Source organism: Ramlibacter sp. PS3R-8, assembly GCF_037572435.1.
In the GTDB taxonomy this organism is placed as follows: domain Bacteria; phylum Pseudomonadota; class Gammaproteobacteria; order Burkholderiales; family Burkholderiaceae_C; genus Ramlibacter.
In genome coordinates this window covers 63,926-81,034 of the sequence record NZ_JBBHGT010000003.1, presented here as the reverse complement: position 1 = coordinate 81,034, position 17,109 = coordinate 63,926, and the positions used below count along the sequence as shown (strand labels likewise).

17 protein-coding genes are annotated in these 17,109 nt (G+C 68.8%); 7 read left to right on the top strand and 10 right to left on the bottom strand.

Annotated elements, in window-relative coordinates:
• Window positions 1-78: 78 nt before the first annotated feature.
• Genes WG902_RS11770 through WG902_RS11755 form a run of 4 tightly spaced genes read left to right on the top strand, consistent with a single transcriptional unit; the run spans window position 79 to window position 4,146 of the window.
• Entirely contained in the window at window positions 79-1,068 is a 990-nt protein-coding gene (locus WG902_RS11770; RefSeq protein WP_340060273.1) for a S1C family serine protease, read from the top strand.
• Window positions 1,069-1,107: 39 nt separating this feature from the next.
• Window positions 1,108-2,115 carry an AAA family ATPase gene (locus WG902_RS11765; RefSeq protein WP_340060272.1) on the top strand — a complete coding sequence of 336 codons (1,008 nt, stop codon included), beginning with the start codon at window positions 1,108-1,110 and terminating at the stop codon, window positions 2,113-2,115.
• Window positions 2,096-3,091: a DUF58 domain-containing protein gene (locus tag WG902_RS11760; RefSeq protein WP_445263681.1), complete on the top strand. Its 996-nt coding sequence runs from the start codon at window positions 2,096-2,098 to the stop codon at window positions 3,089-3,091. The genes WG902_RS11765 and WG902_RS11760 overlap by 20 nt, the downstream gene beginning before the upstream one ends.
• A gap of 14 nt (window positions 3,092-3,105) precedes the next feature.
• Entirely contained in the window at window positions 3,106-4,146 is a 1,041-nt protein-coding gene (locus tag WG902_RS11755; RefSeq protein ID WP_340060271.1) for a VWA domain-containing protein, read from the top strand.
• Between the two features lie 111 nt (window positions 4,147-4,257).
• On the opposite strand, the gene lolD is transcribed toward WG902_RS11755, so the two are convergent.
• Window positions 4,258-4,956: a lipoprotein-releasing ABC transporter ATP-binding protein LolD gene (gene lolD, locus WG902_RS11750; protein ID WP_340060270.1), complete on the bottom strand. Its 699-nt coding sequence runs from the start codon at window positions 4,954-4,956 to the stop codon at window positions 4,258-4,260.
• Window positions 4,949-6,202 (bottom strand): lipoprotein-releasing ABC transporter permease subunit, encoded by a 1,254-nt coding sequence (locus tag WG902_RS11745; protein ID WP_340060269.1) that lies wholly within the window; start codon window positions 6,200-6,202, stop codon window positions 4,949-4,951. The genes lolD and WG902_RS11745 overlap by 8 nt, the downstream gene beginning before the upstream one ends.
• A 52-nt stretch (window positions 6,203-6,254) precedes the next feature.
• Between WG902_RS11745 and WG902_RS11740 the strand changes: the two genes are divergently transcribed.
• Both WG902_RS11740 and recJ read left to right on the top strand, forming a co-directional pair.
• Window positions 6,255-7,208: a hypothetical protein gene (locus tag WG902_RS11740; RefSeq protein WP_340060268.1), complete on the top strand. Its 954-nt coding sequence runs from the start codon at window positions 6,255-6,257 to the stop codon at window positions 7,206-7,208.
• Window positions 7,205-8,914, top strand: coding sequence for a single-stranded-DNA-specific exonuclease RecJ (gene recJ, locus WG902_RS11735; RefSeq protein WP_340060889.1), 1,710 nt, complete (start codon window positions 7,205-7,207; stop codon window positions 8,912-8,914). Before WG902_RS11740 ends, recJ begins: the two co-directional genes overlap by 4 nt.
• Window positions 8,915-9,047: 133 nt before the next feature.
• Here recJ and WG902_RS11730 read toward each other — a convergent pair whose 3' ends face one another.
• Window positions 9,048-9,371 (bottom strand): hypothetical protein, encoded by a 324-nt coding sequence (locus WG902_RS11730; protein WP_340060267.1) that lies wholly within the window; start codon window positions 9,369-9,371, stop codon window positions 9,048-9,050.
• Window positions 9,372-9,379: 8 nt separating this feature from the next.
• Window positions 9,380-9,709 (bottom strand): hypothetical protein, encoded by a 330-nt coding sequence (locus WG902_RS11725; protein WP_340060266.1) that lies wholly within the window; start codon window positions 9,707-9,709, stop codon window positions 9,380-9,382.
• A 114-nt stretch (window positions 9,710-9,823) separates the two neighbouring features.
• Here WG902_RS11725 and WG902_RS11720 point away from each other — a divergent pair, with 114 nt between their 5' ends.
• A complete protein-coding gene (locus tag WG902_RS11720) occupies window positions 9,824-10,726 on the top strand; it encodes a delta(1)-pyrroline-2-carboxylate reductase family protein (protein WP_340060265.1) in 903 nt (300 codons plus the stop codon).
• 36 nt (window positions 10,727-10,762) lie between these two features.
• Here the strand turns inward: WG902_RS11720 and dcd are convergent, their stop codons facing one another.
• The 6 genes from dcd to WG902_RS11690 all read right to left on the bottom strand — a co-directional run bounded on the left by dcd (window position 10,763) and on the right by WG902_RS11690 (window position 17,087).
• On the bottom strand, window positions 10,763-11,329 hold the full coding sequence (dcd, locus tag WG902_RS11715; protein WP_340060264.1) for a dCTP deaminase: 567 nt from the start codon (window positions 11,327-11,329) through the stop codon (window positions 10,763-10,765).
• Between the two features lie 56 nt (window positions 11,330-11,385).
• Window positions 11,386-12,672: a guanine deaminase gene (guaD, locus tag WG902_RS11710; RefSeq protein WP_340060263.1), complete on the bottom strand. Its 1,287-nt coding sequence runs from the start codon at window positions 12,670-12,672 to the stop codon at window positions 11,386-11,388.
• 5 nt (window positions 12,673-12,677) lie between these two features.
• Entirely contained in the window at window positions 12,678-13,751 is a 1,074-nt protein-coding gene (locus WG902_RS11705) for a BMP family ABC transporter substrate-binding protein (protein WP_340060262.1), read from the bottom strand.
• 98 nt (window positions 13,752-13,849) lie between these two features.
• On the bottom strand, window positions 13,850-14,887 hold the full coding sequence (locus WG902_RS11700) for an adenosine deaminase (RefSeq protein ID WP_340060261.1): 1,038 nt from the start codon (window positions 14,885-14,887) through the stop codon (window positions 13,850-13,852).
• Window positions 14,884-15,864, bottom strand: a complete 981-nt coding sequence (locus WG902_RS11695; RefSeq protein ID WP_340060260.1) for an aromatic ring-hydroxylating dioxygenase subunit alpha — start codon at window positions 15,862-15,864, stop codon at window positions 14,884-14,886. Before WG902_RS11695 ends, WG902_RS11700 begins: the two co-directional genes overlap by 4 nt.
• 50 nt (window positions 15,865-15,914) lie before the next feature.
• The gene (locus WG902_RS11690) at window positions 15,915-17,087 is read right to left on the bottom strand and encodes a BMP family ABC transporter substrate-binding protein (protein WP_340060259.1); all 1,173 of its coding nucleotides are present in this window, start codon (window positions 17,085-17,087) and stop codon (window positions 15,915-15,917) included.
• Window positions 17,088-17,109: the final 22 nt, after the last annotated feature.

Sequence of the window (17,109 nt, the reverse complement as noted above, 5' to 3'; positions counted from 1 at the left end):
CCGTGATACCGTGTGTCGTCGCCAGGGCTGCAACGGCGTGGCCCCCGTGTGTTTTCCAGGAAAGCCCAAGGATCTCGGATGCGCAGGCCCGCCCTCTACAGTTCCAGCCGCCCGACGCGGCCCGCCGCTTCCGCGACGCCGGAGGCGCCGGCGCCACAGTCCGACCAAGCCGGCGCGCCTGCGGCCAGGCGCCGCCTGAAGCTTTCCCCCAACCATCCGCTGCTCCTGTGGAGCGCCATCCTGCTGCTCGGCATCGCCCTGCTGGCCAGCGTGCTCGTGCACCAGCCGCAACGCCGCCTGACGCAGGAGGACATCAACGCCGCGGTCCTCAAGACCATGGAAACGCAGGTGATGCCGTCGGAGTACGCGCGGGCGTACGACAAGATCCGGCCGTCCGTGGTGCGGGTGGTCAGCTACGTCAAGAAAAGCCGCCTGAAGGAGGCCGAGGCCAAGCTCGCCGCCAAGACCGGGCCGAACCCGAAACCGCTCGGCCCCGCGCAGGCCGACATCACCGGCGATGACGACGAGATAGAGAACGGCGTGGGCACGGGCGTGGTGATCATCGACAAGGGCGTGATCCTCACCAACCTGCACGTCGTCAGCGGCGCCGACCGCATCAAGGTCATCTTCCACGACGGCCTGGAAAGCCCGGCCACCATCAGCGGCGTGCAGGCCGAGAACGACCTGGCCGTGCTGCAGGCCGCCAAGATCCCCGACGACATGATCGCCGCGACCATGCGCTCGACCGGCGACCTGGCGCCAGGCGACAAGGTGATGGCCGTCGGCTTCCCGTTCGGCATCGGCCCCTCGGCATCGGGCGGCGTCATCTCCGGCCTGGGCCGCGTGTTCCGCTCGCCCGAGGGCAAGCAGGAAATGAAGAACCTCATCCAGTTCGACGCGGCGGCCAACCCGGGCAATTCGGGCGGCCCGCTCGTCACCATGGACGGCGAGGTCGTGGGCATCGTCACCGCCATCCTCAACCCGACCTCCGCGCGCACCTTCCTCGGCATCGGCTTTGCGGTGCCCATCGAGAACGCCGCTTCCGCCGCCGGGCTGCCGCCGTTCTGACGGCGCTGTCCCTTTCCCCTTCCACTTCCCGCAGGACCCATGGAAACCAGCAGCCGCACCGACAGCGCCACGGCGCAGATGATGGAACAGATTCTCTACGAGGTGAAACGCGTCGTCGTCGGACAGGACCGTTTCCTCGAACGCGTGATGGTCGCCATGCTCGCGCAAGGCCACCTGCTGGTCGAAGGCGTGCCCGGCCTGGCCAAGACGCTGACGGTCAAGACGCTGGCCAACACCATGCGCGGCCAGTTCAAGCGCATCCAGTTCACGCCCGACCTCGTTCCGGCGGACCTGGTGGGCACGCGCATCTACAACCAGAAGACCGGTGACTTCTCCACCTCGCTGGGGCCGGTGTTCGCCAACCTGCTGCTGGCCGACGAAATCAACCGCGCCCCCGCCAAGGTGCAAAGCGCGCTGCTCGAGGTGATGCAGGAGCGCCAGGTCACCATCGCCGGCGAGACGCACAAGGTGCCCAGCCCCTTCCTGGTGATGGCCACGCAGAACCCGATCGAGACCGAGGGCACCTACCCGCTGCCGGAAGCGCAGGTGGACCGGTTCATGATGAAGGTGCTGGTCGACTACCCGACGGACGAGGAAGAGTTCGTCATCGTCCAGCGGGTCACCGGCCCGGCCGTGGACGTGACGGCGGTGGCCAGCACCGACCAGCTCGCCATGCTGCAGCGCGAATGCCGCGAGATCTATGTCGACCCCTCGCTCGTGCAATACGCGGTGCGGCTGGTGTCGGCCACGCGCTGGCCCGACCGGCACGGCCTGAAGGAACTGGCGCCGTACATCACCTACGGAGCGAGCCCGCGTGCCACCATCAACCTGGTGGAAGGCGCGCGCGCCCTGGCCATGCTGCGCGGCCGCGGCTACGCGCTGCCCGAGGACATGTCGGACCTGGTGCCCGACGTGCTGCGGCATCGCGTGGTGCTGTCATACGAAGCGCTGTCCGATGGCCTGACCTCCGATGCGCTGATACAGAAGATCATGGCCAGGATCCCGGCCCCGGCCAAACCCCTTGAACATGAGAAATTGGCTGCGTAAAAAGCCCGCTGTGGCTCCCGTGGCGGAGGCGCCTCCCGCCACGGCGACGGGTGCCCACCACGCCGAGCAGGTGTTCCGCCGCCTGGAGTGGAAGGTGATCCGCCGCCTGGACGGCCTGCTGCAGGGCGACTACCGCACGCTGCTGCGCGGCACCGGGCTGGACCTGGCGGACCTGCGCGAATACCAGTTGCACGACGACGTGCGCCACATCGACTGGAACGTGACGGCGCGCATGCAGTCGCCGTACGTGCGCGTGTTCCTGGAAGACCGCGAGATGTCGGCCTGGTTCCTGCTGGACCTGAGCCCCTCGGTGGACTTCGGCTCCGGCGAGCTGCGCAAGCGCAACGTCTCCGCCGAGTTCGTGGCCGTGCTGGCGCGCCTGCTCACGCGCCATGGCAACCGCGTGGGGGCGATGCTGTACGGCGCCGGCGTGGACACCGTGATTCCCACGCGCACCGGCCGAACGCACGTCCTGCACCTGCTGCACAGCATGCTCGACCGCGCGCAGTCCACGGAGAGCGGACCGACGCGGCTGCAGGACCTGCTGGCGCAGGCCGCGAACATGATCAAGCGCCGCTCCACCATCTTCGTCGTGTCCGACTTCATCAGCGAGCCCGGCTGGGAAAAGGGGCTGGCCCAGCTAGCGCAGCGCCACGAGGTGGTCGCCGTGCGCGTGATGGACCCGCTGGAGCTGGAGCTGCCCGACCTGGGCCTGCTGACGCTGCGCGACGCCGAGACCGGCGAGCAGATCCTGGTCGACACCCACGACGCCGGCTTTCGCAAGCGTTTTGCGCGCATCGCGGCGCAGCGCGAGGCGGAGCTGCGCGAGTCGCTGGTTCGCAGCAATGTCGATGCGCTCGAACTATCCACCGATGCGGACCTGGTGGACGCCATCGTCCGGTTCGTCGAAATGCGCAAGCGGCGCACGCAGTTGTCCGCCGGTTCGATGCCGGCCCACCTGCGGCGCGCCGCCTGATCGCGGAGAAAGCCATGCAATTCCTCTGGCCGCAGTTCCTCTGGCTGCTTCTCGCCCTGCCCCTGCTGGTAGGCCTGTACGTGCTGCTGTTGCGGCGCAAGAAGAAGATGGCCGTGCGCTATGCGTCGCTGTCGATCGTGAAGGAAGCGATGGGACGCGGCCAGCAGATGCGGCGCCACATCCCGCCGGTGCTGTTCCTGCTGGCGATGGCCGCGCTGCTGCTGGCCGCTGCACGCCCGGTCGCGGTGATTACGCTGCCGTCCAACCAGCAGACCATCATCCTGGCCATGGACGTGTCCGGCAGCATGCGCGCCACCGACGTGCAGCCGAACCGCATGGTCGCGGCGCAAAACGCCGCCAAGGCCTTCCTGACCGAGCTGCCGCGCCACGTGAAGGTGGGCATCGTGGCGTTCGCCGGCTCGGCCCAGGTGGCGCAGCTGCCGACGGTGAACCGCGAAGACCTGGTGACGGCCATCGACCGCTTCCAGCTGCAGCGCGCCACGGCCACCGGCAACGCCATCGTGATCTCGCTGGCCACGCTGTTCCCGGATGCCGGCATCGACCTGGAGTCGATGCAGACCGGCCGTGACCGGCAGCGCGGCTTCTCGCTGGACAAGGAAAAGGCAGCGAAGAGGGAGTTCACGCCGGTCGCGCCAGGCTCCTATCCCTCCGCCGCGATCATCATGCTCACCGATGGCCAGCGCACCACCGGCGTCGACCCGCTGGAGGCCGCCAAGCTGGCCTCCGAGCGCGGCATCCGCGTCTACACGGTGGGCATCGGCACGGTGGATGGCGAGACCATCGGCTTCGAAGGCTGGTCGATGCGCGTGCGGCTGGACGAGGAAACGCTCAAGGCGATCGCCAACAAGACGGCGGCCGAGTACTTCTATGCCGGCACCGCGCAGGACCTGAAGAAGGTGTACGAGACGCTCAGCTCGAAGCTGACCGTGGAGAAGAAGGAGACCGAAGTGTCGGCGCTGTTCGCGCTGGCCGCCGCGGCGCTGGTGCTGATGTCGGCGGGGTTGTCGCTGCTCTGGTTCAACCGGATTTTGTAGGTCACCGACCACCGGGGTTCGGCTTCGCGCTCACCCCGGCCTACGAGCCAGCCGTGCCTGCCGTTCGGGCCTTCGCAGGCCGGGGTGAGCGCGCCAGCCGAACCCCGGTGATCAGGCGTCCAACTTCCCCGACGTCAACCGCACCATCCGCCCGCACCGGGCCGCCAGCTGCTCGTCGTGCGTCACCATCACGAACGCCGTGCCGCGGTCGCGAGCCAATTGCAACATCAGCTGGAACACCCCGTCCGCCGTGCCGCGGTCCAGGTTGCCGGTGGGCTCGTCGGCCAGCACGCACGCCGGATGCGCCACCAGCGCCCGGGCGATCGCAACCCGCTGGCGCTCGCCGCCGGACAGCTCCGAGGGCCGATGCTTCATGCGGTGCTCCAGGCCCACGGCCGCCAACATCTCCTGCGCCGCCTTGTTCATCGCTTCCGCCGGCAACCGGCGAATCCGCAGCGGCATGCTCACGTTGTCCAGCGCGCTGAACTCCGGCAGCAGGTGGTGGAACTGGTAGACGAAACCGAGGAAGCGGTTGCGCAGGCGGCCTTGCGCGGCGGCGTCCAGCTTCGACAACTCCTCGCCCATGAGGCGGACCGATCCGGCGGTCGGCGCATCCAGGCCGCCCAGCAGATGCAGCAGCGTGCTCTTGCCGGAGCCGGAAGCGCCGACGATGGCCAGGGTCTCGCCGGCATGCACCTGCAGGTCCACGCCGCGCAGCACCTCGACATCCAGCGGCCCCTCGTGGAACCGCTTGGCCAGCCCTTGCGCGTCGATGACCAGGCCGCTGTGCGGCGCCTCTTGCTCACTCATAGCGCAAGGCCTCCGCCGGATTGACGCGCGAGGCGCGCCAGCTGGGATACAGCGTGGCGGCGAAGGACAGCACCAGCGAGATGATGGCCACCGGCATGATGTCCGAGGACTGCGGCTCGCTCGGCATGCGGCTGATGAGGTAGATGTCCTTGGGCAGGAAGCTGGCATTGAGCATCTGCTCCAGCGCCGGCACCAGCACGTCGATGTTGGTGGCGATGGCCAGGCCGAACAGCAGGCCGGCCAGCGTGCCGATCACCCCTACCGCGGCGCCCTGCACGACGAAGATGCCCATGATGCTGCCCGGGCTGGCCCCCAGCGTGCGCAGGATGGCGATGTCGGCGCGCTTGTCGGTCACCGTCATCACCAGCGTGCTCACCAGGTTGAAGGCGGCCACCGCGACGATCAGCGTCAGGATGATGAACATCATCCGTTTTTCCAGCTGCACGGCGGAGAACCAGGTGCGGTTCTGCCGCGTCCAGTCACGCACCAGGAAGTCGCCACTGAGGGTGGTGGCCAGCTCCGCCCCGACCTCGCGCGCCCGGTTCAGGTCGCGCAGCTTCAGGCGCACGCCGGTGGGACCTTCCAGCCGGAAGATGCGCGCCGCGTCGTCGACGTGCACCAGCACCAGGCCGCTGTCGTATTCGAAGTGGCCGGAGTCGAAGGTGCCGACCACCGTCATCTGCTTCAGGCGCGGCACCACGCCCGCCGGCGTGACCTGGCCACCGGGGGCGATCAGGGTGACCGCATCCCCGGTGCGCACGCCCATGGCGCGCGCCAGTTCGGCGCCGAGGACGATGTTGAACTGCCCGGCCACCAGCTTGTCCAGCGTGCCCTTGCCCGCCGCCGCCAGGTCCGTCACCTGCGGCTCCAGGGCCGGCTCGATGCCGCGCACGATGGCGCCGCGCATGTCCTCGCCGCGCGCTATCAGCGACTGGGTGGTGATGAAGGGCGCCGCGCCCACCACCTCCGGGTTCCTGCGCACTTCCTCCAGCGTGCGATTCACGTCCGGCAGCATGCCGCCGCCGGGGCCGTACACCTCGATGTGCGAAACCACGCCGAGCATGCGGTCGCGCACCTCCTTCTGGAAGCCGTTCATCACCGACAGCACGATGATGAGGGCGGCCACGCCCAGTGCGATGCCCAGCATGGACACCCCGGAAATGAAGGAGATGAAGCCGTTGCGGCGGGTGGCCCGGCCGGCGCGGGTGTAACGCCAGCCCAGCACGAGCTCGTAGGGGAGGGCCATCTAGTTCGCGGTTTCCATCGGGCCGCATTGTGGCATCCCCGACAATACGCAGGTGCCAGACGCCGTCCACTTGCTCGTTCCCTTCGCCATGGCGGCGGACGAGGGCTGCCGCACGGCCGCGCGGGGGCTGCGGCTGCCCCAGCTCCAGCGCCTCCTGGGGCGGCTGGCAGCGCACGACACCGAAACCACGGGGCTGGACACCTTGTCCCCGCCGCACGATCGCATGCTGGCCCGCGCCTGGGGCCTGCCCGAGGTGGACGGGCTGATCCCGTTTGCCGCCCTGCAGGCCGCCCAGGCCGGCGACGCCGCGCGCACCGAGGGCTGGGCCTGGATCACCCCCGGCCACTGGCGCGTGGGCCGTGACAACATCGTGCTGGCGCACCCGCAGGAATTGCAGCTGGATGCGGATGATTCGCAGACCCTGCTGCAAGCCATGCAGCCTTACTTCGCCGAAGACGGCATCACGCTCACCTTCGACGCCCCGCTGCGCTGGCTGGCCCGCGGCGAGATCTTCCGTACGCTGCCGACAACGTCGCTGGACCGGGTGATCGGCCGCCGGATCGACGGCTGGATGCCCGCGGGCGACGCCGGCCGGCCGCTGCGCCGGCTGCAGCAGGAGATGCAGATGCTGCTGTACACGCTGCCCCTGAACGACGAACGCCAGCGCGGCGGGCTGCTGCCCGTGAATTCCTTCTGGGTCAGCGGCACCGGCGCCCTGCCCGCGGGCTACGATGTGGCGCTGGCCCGCGGCCTGCAGGTGAGCCCCTATCTGCGCGACGCCGCGCTGCAGGACGACTGGGCCGGCTGGTCGGCCGCATGGCAGCAACTCGATGCACGCGAAGGCAAGCGCCTCGCGGGCGAATTGGAACAGGGCCGCGAGGTGCGCATCACCTTGTGCGGCGAGGCGGGCGCGCGCACCTGGACGTCCGCGGGCGCCGGCGGCTGGCGGCGCTGGGCCGCGCGCTTGCGCACCCCGTCGGTCGAAAGCTTGTTGGAGGGCCTCTGAAGATCATCACCCGCGACGTCCCGCCGCGCGCCGCCTGGGCGCTGGAGCAGGCCGGCATCCATCCGCTGCTGGCGCGCCTGTATGCGGCGCGCGGCGTGCTGGGCAAGGATGAACTGGACAACGGCCTCGCCCGCCTGCTGCTGCCCGCCGGGCTGAAGGGCGCGGCCGAAGCGGCGCGCCTGCTGGCCGATGCGATCGCCGCGCAGCGCCGGTTGTGCATCGTGGCGGACTACGACTGCGACGGCGCCACGGCGTGCGCGGTGGCCGTGCGCGGCTTGCGCCTGCTGGGCGCGCAGCACGTGGATTACCTCGTGCCGGACCGCGTCGTCGACGGCTACGGGCTCACCCCGCCGATCGCGCAGCGCGTGAAGGCCAAGGGCGCCGACCTGCTGATCACCGTGGACAACGGCATCGCCAGCATTGCCGGCGTGGCCGAAGCGGTGAAGCTGGGCCTGCAGGTGCTGGTGACCGACCACCACCTGCCCGCCGCCGAACTGCCGCAGGGCGCGCTGATCGTCAATCCCAACCAGCCGGGTTGCGCCTTCGAGAGCAAATCGATCGCCGGCGTCGGCGTGATGTTCTATGTGCTGCTGGCGCTGCGCGCCGAGCTCCGCGCACGCGGCGTGTTCGACGAGCGCACGCAACCCAAGCTCGATGCCCTGTTGCCGCTGGTGGCGCTGGGGACGGTGGCCGACGTGGTGAAGCTCGATGCCAACAACCGGCGGCTGGTGGCACAGGGGCTGAAGCGCGTGCGCGCCGGCGCGCTGCCCTGCGGGTTGGCGGCGCTGTTCGCCGCTGCCGGGCGCAAGGCCGATGCAGCCACCACCTTCGACTTCGGCTTCGCGCTCGGCCCCCGCATCAACGCCGCCGGCCGGCTGGCCGACATGACGCTGGGCATCGAATGCCTGCTGACCGACGACCCGGGACGCGCCGACGAACTGGCGCGCACGCTGGACGGCATCAACCGCGAGCGCCGCGAGATCGAGGGCGACATGCGCGAGCAGGCGCTGGCCATGGCGGAGTCGCTGTTCGACGAGGGCGAGGAGCCGCCGCCGGCGATCTGCGTGTTCGATCCCGACTTCCACGAAGGCGTGGTCGGCATCGTGGCCTCGCGCATCAAGGACAAGTTGCACCGGCCCACCTTCGTGTTCGCCGCCAGCCAGGCGCCGGGCAAGGAACACGAGCTCAAGGGATCGGGCCGCTCCATCCCCGGGTTCCACCTGCGCGATGCGCTCGACCTGGTGGCCAAGCGCCACCCCGGCGTGCTGCTGCGCTTTGGCGGCCACGCGATGGCGGCGGGCTGCACGGTGGCCGAGGAGCACCTGGACACTTTCGAGCAGGCACTGGCGCAGGTGGCGCAGGAATGGCTGGATGCGGCCACCTTGCTGCGCCGGCTGCACACCGACGGGCCGCTGGATCCGCAATACCGGCGCGCCGACCTGGTCGACACGCTGCACGGCGAGGTCTGGGGCCAGGGCTTCGCGCCGCCGGTGTTCAGCGAGGAGGTGGAGATCGTGTCGCAGCGGCTGGTGGGCGAGAAGCACCTGTCGATCAAGCTGCGTCACCAGGGGCAGCCGGTGGACGGCATCTGGTTCGGCCACACCGAGCCGCTGCCGGCCAGGGTGAAGCTGGCGTTTCGCCTGGACGCGGACGAGTGGCAGGGCACGCGGCGCGTGCGCTTCCTGGTGGAGGGGGCGGAGTTCTGAAACGGCGGGGTCGCTGCGCGAAGCCGCCCTACGCGATGCTCGCCGGAAACGGCGGGGTCGCTGCGCGAACCCGCCCTACCCGACGCTGCCCGTCGTCATCCCCGCGAAGGCGGGGACCCAGGGCGTCCGCTTTCTAGGCGGTGCCGAGGACCGGGATCTCGCTGTGCAGCGGATCGTCGAAATAGAAGAAGAGTCGGGCGGCGAGCGTGACCAGCTCCGCGTCGTCGGTTGCGCGGGCGCAGGCCAGTTGCCACATCGCGTATTCGCGGTCGCCCAGCATCATGTCGGTGTTGACGCAGCGGCCGCGGCCCGCCATCAGCAGCGCGAAAGCCTGCAGCAAGCCGGTGGGACAGTAGCGCGGCGCAGCGATGATGTCGAAGTCGTCGGAAGACTCGAGCGAGCCTGCCGTTGCCGCGGGCGCGGCGCCGGGTGCGCGGTGGGTGTGCAGGTGGTTCATGACAGTCCTCAGCGATAGCTAAAGCCGACCGGCTGCGCCCCGGCCACGGCACGATTCACGGACGCGCTGGCCTGCGTGTTCCGCGCGGCGTTGGGACCGAGGCGGCTGCCGCAGCTGGCGATGGTGGAACCCGGGATGAACTGCAGGCAATCCGCCAGCGCCATCTGTTGCACGGTCATTTCGTTCTGCCGTGCCTCGGCGACGCGCACCTGGTGGCTGCACAGGAGCCAGAACGCGATCAACTGGCCCGCGGCAAGCGCACCGAGCACCATCCAGAACATTCGGCTGCGTTGTTGTTGCGTGGCGGAATCGGCGATGGCAGCGGTGTGGATGGACATGGCAGGCTTTCTTGAATGGCTCGATCGTAGGTAGCCTCTTTTTCAAAGGTAAGCGCAGCTGGCTCGACGTGGTGTAGGACAGAATCTCTACGGAACAGCTTGTCCCTTTTCGACATGACCGAACTCCTCGACGCACCTGCCACCGCTGCTCGCTTACCCTATGACGCGTTGGTGCGCGAACTCGTTGCCGTCCTGCACGACTCCGTTGCGCGCGTGCCACCACGTTTGGTGCAGGCGCTGCCCGGCGGTGGCAGCTTGTTCGTGATGCCGGCGTTCGACGCCCAGGTGGCGATCACCAAGCTGATCACGTTCACGCCACGCAACGTCGGCACGAAAACGCCGACGATCCAGGGTGATGTCGTGGTGTTCGATATCGAAACGGGCCAGCGGCGCCTGGTGCTGGACGGACCGACCGTCACGGCCCGGCGCACCGCCGCCGTCTCGTTGCTGGCCGCGCAGTGGCTCGCACCCAACACGTCGGGGCCCCTTCTCGTGGTGGGTGCGGGCGCCCAGGGGCGCGCCCACCTGGAGGCATTTGCCCAATGGGGCGTTCGGGAGGTGCTCATCCATTCGCGTTCCGAAGCGAGCGCCCACCTGTTGGCCACCCGCGCGCGTGAAATGGGACTGCACGCGGAGGTCGTCGGCGATGTGGATGCGGCATTGGCGCGTTGCCCGTTGGTGGTGACGTGCACACCAGCCCATGGCGTGGTGCTGCGCGCGCTGCCGCGCGCCGATGCATTCATCGCGGCCGTCGGCGCCTTCACGCCGCGGATGATCGAGCTGGATCCGGTGGTCACGCAGCACGTGGCGCGCACGGGTCGCATCGTGGTGGACACGCGCGATGCGGACCATGAGGCGGGGGACTTGCTGCAGGCGGGGATCGATGTGGCTTCGCTCCCGTCGTTGCGCGACGTCGATCCCGCTGCGCCGCGCGCGAGCGGGCCCGTGTTGTTCAAGAGTTGCGGGTGGGCGGGGTGGGACCTGGCTGCGGCGCGGACGGCGTTGCGGATCCAGTGAACCGGTCACCGGTCCGGCTTCGCGCTCACCACCGGTCTACGCCCTCGGCAGCGTGACCCCCGTCTGCCCCTGGTACTTGCCGCCGCGGTCCTTGTAGCTCACCTCGCACTCCTCGTCGCTCTCGAAGAACAGCACCTGCGCGCAGCCTTCGCCGGCATAGATCTTCGCGGGCAGCGGCGTGGTATTGGAGAACTCCAGCGTGACGAAACCTTCCCACTCGGGCTCGAACGGCGTGACGTTGACGATGATGCCGCAGCGCGCGTACGTGCTCTTGCCCAGGCAGATGGTCAGCACGTTGCGCGGGATGCGGAAGTACTCCAGCGTGCGCGCCAGCGCGAAGCTGTTGGGCGGGATGATGCAGACGTCGTCGTGGAAGTCGACGAAGCTCTTCTCGTCGAAGTTCTTCGGGTCCACCACCGTGCTGTGGATGTTGGTGAAGACCTTGAACTCCGGCGCGCAGCGGATGTCGTAGCCGTAGCTCGATGTGCCATAGCTGATGACACGCCGCCCGTCCACCTGCCGCACCTGGCCGGGCTCGAACGGTTCGATCAATCCATGCTGCTCCGCCATGCGGCGGATCCACTTGTCGCTCTTGATGGTCATCGGGGCACTCCTCGCGGCATTTTATGTTGCCGGGGTTCGCTGCCGCGAAACCCGGCCTACGAGGATTGCCCGCCGATGATCACCGAGGCCACGGCGCGATCGTCGCCGAGCACGATCAGCGAGAACAGCAGTTCGTCCAGGTCGCGCGCATGCGCGGTCTTGCGTGCCAGCAATGGCGTGGCCTGTGGATCCAGCACGATGAAGTCCGCTTCGCAGCCCGGCGCGAGATTGCCGACGACGCCTTCCAGCCCCAGCGCCCGCGCGGCGCCGGCCGTGTGCTGCCACCACAGGTCCTGCGGGCCCAGGCTGACGCCCGGCTTGGTCTGGCCTTCGCGACCCACGTAGTACGCCGCCAGCATCGTGTGGAACGGGCAGAAGCTGGTGCCGCCGCCGACGTCGCTGGCCAGCCCGTGCCGGAAGCCGATGCGGTGCGCGCCCTCGTAATCGAAGAAGCCGCTGCCCAGGAACAGGTTGCTGGTCGGGCTGACGGCGGCCGCGGAGCCGGTGTCGCGCATCAGCGCGCGGTCGTCGTCGTCGAAGTGGATGCAATGCGCGTAGATCGCGCGCTCGCGCATCAACCCGAAGTCCTGGTAGATCGAGAGGTAGCTGCGCGCCGCGGGAAACAACTCCCGGGCCCAGCGGATCTCTTCCTTGTTCTCCGCCACGTGCGACTGGATCCACACGTCACCGTACTGCGCGGCCAGCTCGCCCGCGCCGCGCAGCTGCGCCTCACTGCAGCTCGGTGCGAAGCGCGGCGTGATCGCGTAGCCCAGGCGGTCCTTGCCGTGCCAGCGCCGGATCAACGCCTCGGTGTCCAGCAGGGACTGCTGCGTGTCGTCGCGCACGCCGTCGGGAGAATGGCGGTCCTGCAGCACCTTGCCGGCGATCATGCGCAGGCCCCGCTGCTGCGACGCCTCCATGATCGCGTCCACGGAATGCGGATGCGAAGTGCAGAACGTGAGCGCCGTCGTCACGCCGTTGCGCAGCAGCTCGTCGAGGAAAACCTTCGCCACGCCGGCTGCGTAGGCGTGGTCCGAAAAGCGCGCCTCGTGCGGAAAGGTGTAGTCCTCCAGCCAGGGCAGCAGGCCCTCGGAGGGCGACCCGATCACGTCGGTCTGCGGAAAGTGCACGTGCAGGTCGATGAATCCCGGCGCCAGGATCTTGCCCGGCAGGTGCGTCACCTGCACGCCCGGGTAATTGCCCACGAGCGACTGGTAGTTGCCCGCCGCCCGGATCACCTTGCGGCCGTCGCTGCCGGGGCCGACGACCAGCAGGCCGTCCTGCTCGTAGCGGGCGGAGCCGTCGTCGGCGAAGCTCAGGAGGGCGGCGCGGTATCCATGCATGCCCGTTATTGTGGGACCTTCCCCTGGGCGCCCGATACCAGAAACTTCATATCCAGTATCTGCGCGTCGGTCATCGCCTGCCCCTTGGCAAGCACGGCCTTGCCCTGGTTGTCCACGATCGGCCCGGTGAAGGGCTTCAGCGTGCCCGCCGCGATGTCCTTCTGGCGCGCCAGCACCTCCTCCTGCACCGCCTTGGGCACCTTCGATCCGAACCAGCCGACGCGGATCATCCCTTCCTTCACGCCACCCCAGACCTTGCCCGGCTTCCAGGAGCCGTCCAGCACCGCCCGCGTGCGCTGGGTGTAGTGCTCGCCCCACTGGTGCGTGACGGCCAGCACCTGCGCGTCCGGCGCCACCTTGCGCATGTCGGAGTGGTAGGCAATGGCCAGCTTGCCGCGTTCCTGGGCCGCGGTCATCACCGCCGTCGACGCGGTGTGGAAGGCCAGCACGTCGGCGCCCTGGTCCATCAGCGCCATCGCGGCGTCGCGCTCCTTGCCGGGGTCGAACCAGGCGTTGAGCCACACCACCTTGACCTGCGCTTGCGGATTCACCGAGCGCATGCCGAGCGTGAAGGCATTGATGCCTTGCAGCACTTCGGGGATGGGGAAGCCGGCGACGTAGCCCGCCACGCCGGTTTTCGACATGCGTGCGGCCGCGATGCCCGAGAGGTAGCGGCCCTCGTAATAGCGCGCGTTGGCGGCGGCGACATTGGGTGCGGTCTTGTAGCCGGTGACCGACTCGAAGCGAACGGCCGGAAAGTCCTTCGCGACCTTCAACGTCGGCTCCATGTAGCCGAAGCTCGGCGCGAAGATGAGCTTGTGCCCGGTCTGCGCCAGGTCGCGGATCACGCGCTCGGCATCCGGCCCTTCGGCGACGTTCTCGACGAAGGTGGTCTTCACGCGTTCACCGAGGGCGGCCTGCACAGCCAGCCGCGCCTCCTCGTGCTGGCGCACCCAGCCGGCATCGGTGAGGGGAGCGACGTAGACGAAGCCCACCTTCAGGGGCTCGTTCTTCTGCGCGTGCGTGGGGAATGCGAAGCAACTGGCCGCCATGGCAATGGCAGCGAGGTTTTTGTACATGGTGTTCCTCTACATGGCCCCGGGGAACAGGGACGCCGGGGCGGCGTCGTGTTGTGATCTTACGCGCACCGGGGTTCGCCGGTGGGCTCACCGCCGGCCTACGCGAAGGTGGCGAACACCTCGTCGAGCCGATCGACATACCGCCGCTTCTCCTGCGCCGAGGCGAAGCTGCCCTCGAAGCTGTTGCGCGCGAGGCGATGCGCATGCTGCGCGTCCAGGCCCGTCGCGGCGAACGTCTGCAGGAAGTTCTCGTTCATGTAGCCGCCGAAATACGCGGGGTCGTCCGAATTCACCGTGGCCATCAGCCCGGCGTCGAGCAACTCGCGCAGGTTGTGTTGCTCCAGCCTGGGAAACACGCACAGCTTCAGGTTCGACAGCGGGCACACCGTCAGCGGGATGCGGTCCTGCGCCAGCCGCTTCATCAGCGCCGGGTCCCGGGTGGACTGCACGCCGTGGTCGATGCGCTCGACCTTCAGCACGTCGAGCGCGGCCCACACGTACGCCGGCGGCCCCTCCTCGCCCGCATGCGCCACCAGGTGCAAGCCCTGCTTGGCGGATTTCGCGAAGACCCGCGTGAACTTCTCCGGCGGGTGGCCGACTTCGCTGGAATCCAGCCCGACGCCGATGAACTTGTCGCGAAACGGCAGCGCCTGCTCCAGCGTGTCGAAGGCCTCTTCCTCGCTCAGGTGGCGCAGGAAGCACAGGATCAGCTCCGCATCCACCCCGATCTTGCGCGCGTCCCGGCAGGCGCGGTGCAGGCCGTCGATCACCGTCTCCATCGCCACGCCGCGGGCCGTGTGCGTCTGCGGGTCGAAGAAGATCTCGGCGCGGATCACGTTGTCGGCCGCCGCCCGCTGCAGGTAGGCCCAGGCCATGTCGTAGAAGTCCTGCGCCTGCAGCAGCACGCTGGCGCCGGCGTAGTAGATGTCCAGGAAGCTTTGCAGGTTGGTGAAGGCATAGGCACGCCGCAGTTCCTCCACGCTCGCATAGGGCAGCGCCACGCCATTGCGCTGCGCCAGCCGGAAGATCAGCTCCGGCTCCAGCGAGCCCTCGATGTGGATGTGCAGTTCGGCCTTGGGCATCGCCGCCAGCAGTGCCGGCAAGCGGTCGGCGGAGACGGGGGGAGCGGTGGTCATCGGGTGACTCCGAAGGTGATGTCCAGGCGCGAAAGATAGCGCCGGTAGGCGGACGAGGCACGGTCCGCCGGCGAGTGCAGTTCGGCCCGCAGGTCCACCGGCAGGCGCTTGGGGCGTTGCGATTCCAGCACCGGCTGGTCCTGCCGGAAGATCGTGTCCTGGAAGTCCCGCAGCTTCTGGTCGGGCGAGTCGAAGTCGGCGACGGCGAGGCGGAACCAGGCCACCGTGCGCTCGGTGTCCACCGGACAGAGGAACAGGGCGATCGACTCGCGCCAGTCCGGCAGCGCGACGCTGCCCGGGTCCGGAATCTTGGTCAGGATGGCGGTGTAAGGCGCGTTCACCTCGTAGGTGTACTCCACCTGCGCAGGTGCCGTGGAATGCAGGTTGGATTGCGGCTGCCAGGCCTTGCACTGCGTGGCGCGCAGGCCGGTCGGCGTCTCGTCGACGCGGTAATCGTCGATGGCGCTGGCGCCGCGCTGGCCGAGCCAGCCTTCGTGCACGAAGGCGAAGTGCGCCATGTCGAGGAAGTTCTCGACGAGTCGCGGCGCGCTCGTCTCCACCGTGTACGGGCCGCAGTTCAGCTTGCGCAGGCGCGCGTCGCCTTCGGCGGTGAAGGCGGGCAAGTCGTGCGCGCCGTCCGCAAGGCGCACCCAGACCAGGCCGTACGCTTCACGCACGGCGAAGGTTCGCACGCAGTGCGTAGCAGGCGGCGTGAAAGCCGGGACGGCGGGCACGTGCACGCAGCGTCCGGAAGCTTCGAATTGCCAGCCGTGATAGGGGCATTCGAGCCGTCCGCCGTCGACCCGCCCCAGCGACAGCTTGGCGCCGCGGTGCGGGCAGCGATCGGGCCAGGCGTGCGCGGCGCCGGTGGCGTCGCGCCAGAGGACGAGGTCGTCGCCGAGCAGGCGGGCGGCAACGGGCTGCGTTCCGATGGCCTCGGCCGCGGCGACTGGATGCCAGTGTTGGTGTTCGATCATGGAATGAAAAAGGGCCGCACGCAGCGGCCCTTCCAGTTTGCCCCAAGCGCTTACTTCTTGTCGCCGCCCGGGACCTTGCCCTCGACGCCCTTGACGTAGAAGTTCACGCCGCCCAGGAACTTGTCGTCGGCGACCGCGTCCTTGCCGAGCAATTCCTTGCCGGTGTTGTCGACGATCGGGCCCTTCCAGATCGAGAAGCTGCCGTCCTTCAGGCCGGCCTTGATCTCCTCGATCCGCTTCTTGGTGTCTTCCGGCACGTCGGCGGCGATGGACACCATGTCGATCGCGCCCTCCTTCACGCCCCACCAGCTCTGGCCCGTCGCCCACTTGCCTTCCAGCGCCTCGCGCACCGCCTTGATGTAGTACGGCGACCAGTTGATGACGGCGGAACCCAGGTGCGCCTTCGGGCCGTACGCCGTCATGTCGCTGTCCCAGCCGAAGGCGCGCTTGCCCATCTTCTCGGCGGTCTGCAGCACGGCCGACGAGTCGGTGTTCTGCATCAGCACGTCGGCGCCGCCGTTGATCAGCGCGGTGGCCGCTTCGGTTTCCTTCGGCGGATTGAACCAGTCGCCGACCCAGACCACCTTGGTCTTGACCTTCGGGTTCACCGACTGCGCGCCCATGGTGAAGCTGTTGATGTTGCGCACCACCTCGGGGATCGGGATGGAGCCCACCACGCCCAGCGTGTTGGTCTTGGTCATCTTGCCGGCGATCACGCCGGCCATGTACGCGCCTTCGTAGGTGCGGCTGTCGTAGGTGCGCAGGTTCTCGGACGTCTTGTAGCCGGTGGCGTGCTCGAACTTCACGTCCTTGGAGTCGGCCGCCACCTTCAGCATCGGCTCCATGTAGCCGAAGGTCGTGCCGAAGATCAGCTTGTTGCCCTGGCCGACCATGTCGCGCATCACGCGCTCGGCGTCGGCGGATTCCGGAACCTTCTCGACGAAGCTGGTGACGACCTTGTCGCCGAATTCCTTCTCCACCGCCTTGCGGCCGTTGTCGTGCGCGAAGGTCCAGCCGCCGTCGCCCACCGGGCCGACGTAGGCGAAGGCGATCTTCAGTGGCTCGGGCTTCGGCGCCGGAGCGGGGGCGGCCGGGGCTGCGGCCGTGGGCGCCGGCGCGGGCGCGGGCGCCGGCGGCTCGGTCTTGCTGCAGGCGGCGAGGCCCGCCACGGCGGCTGCAAGCGCTGCGGCCTGCAGCAGGGTGCGTTTCTTCAGGTCGGTCATGAGTTCCCTCGTTGGTAATCTT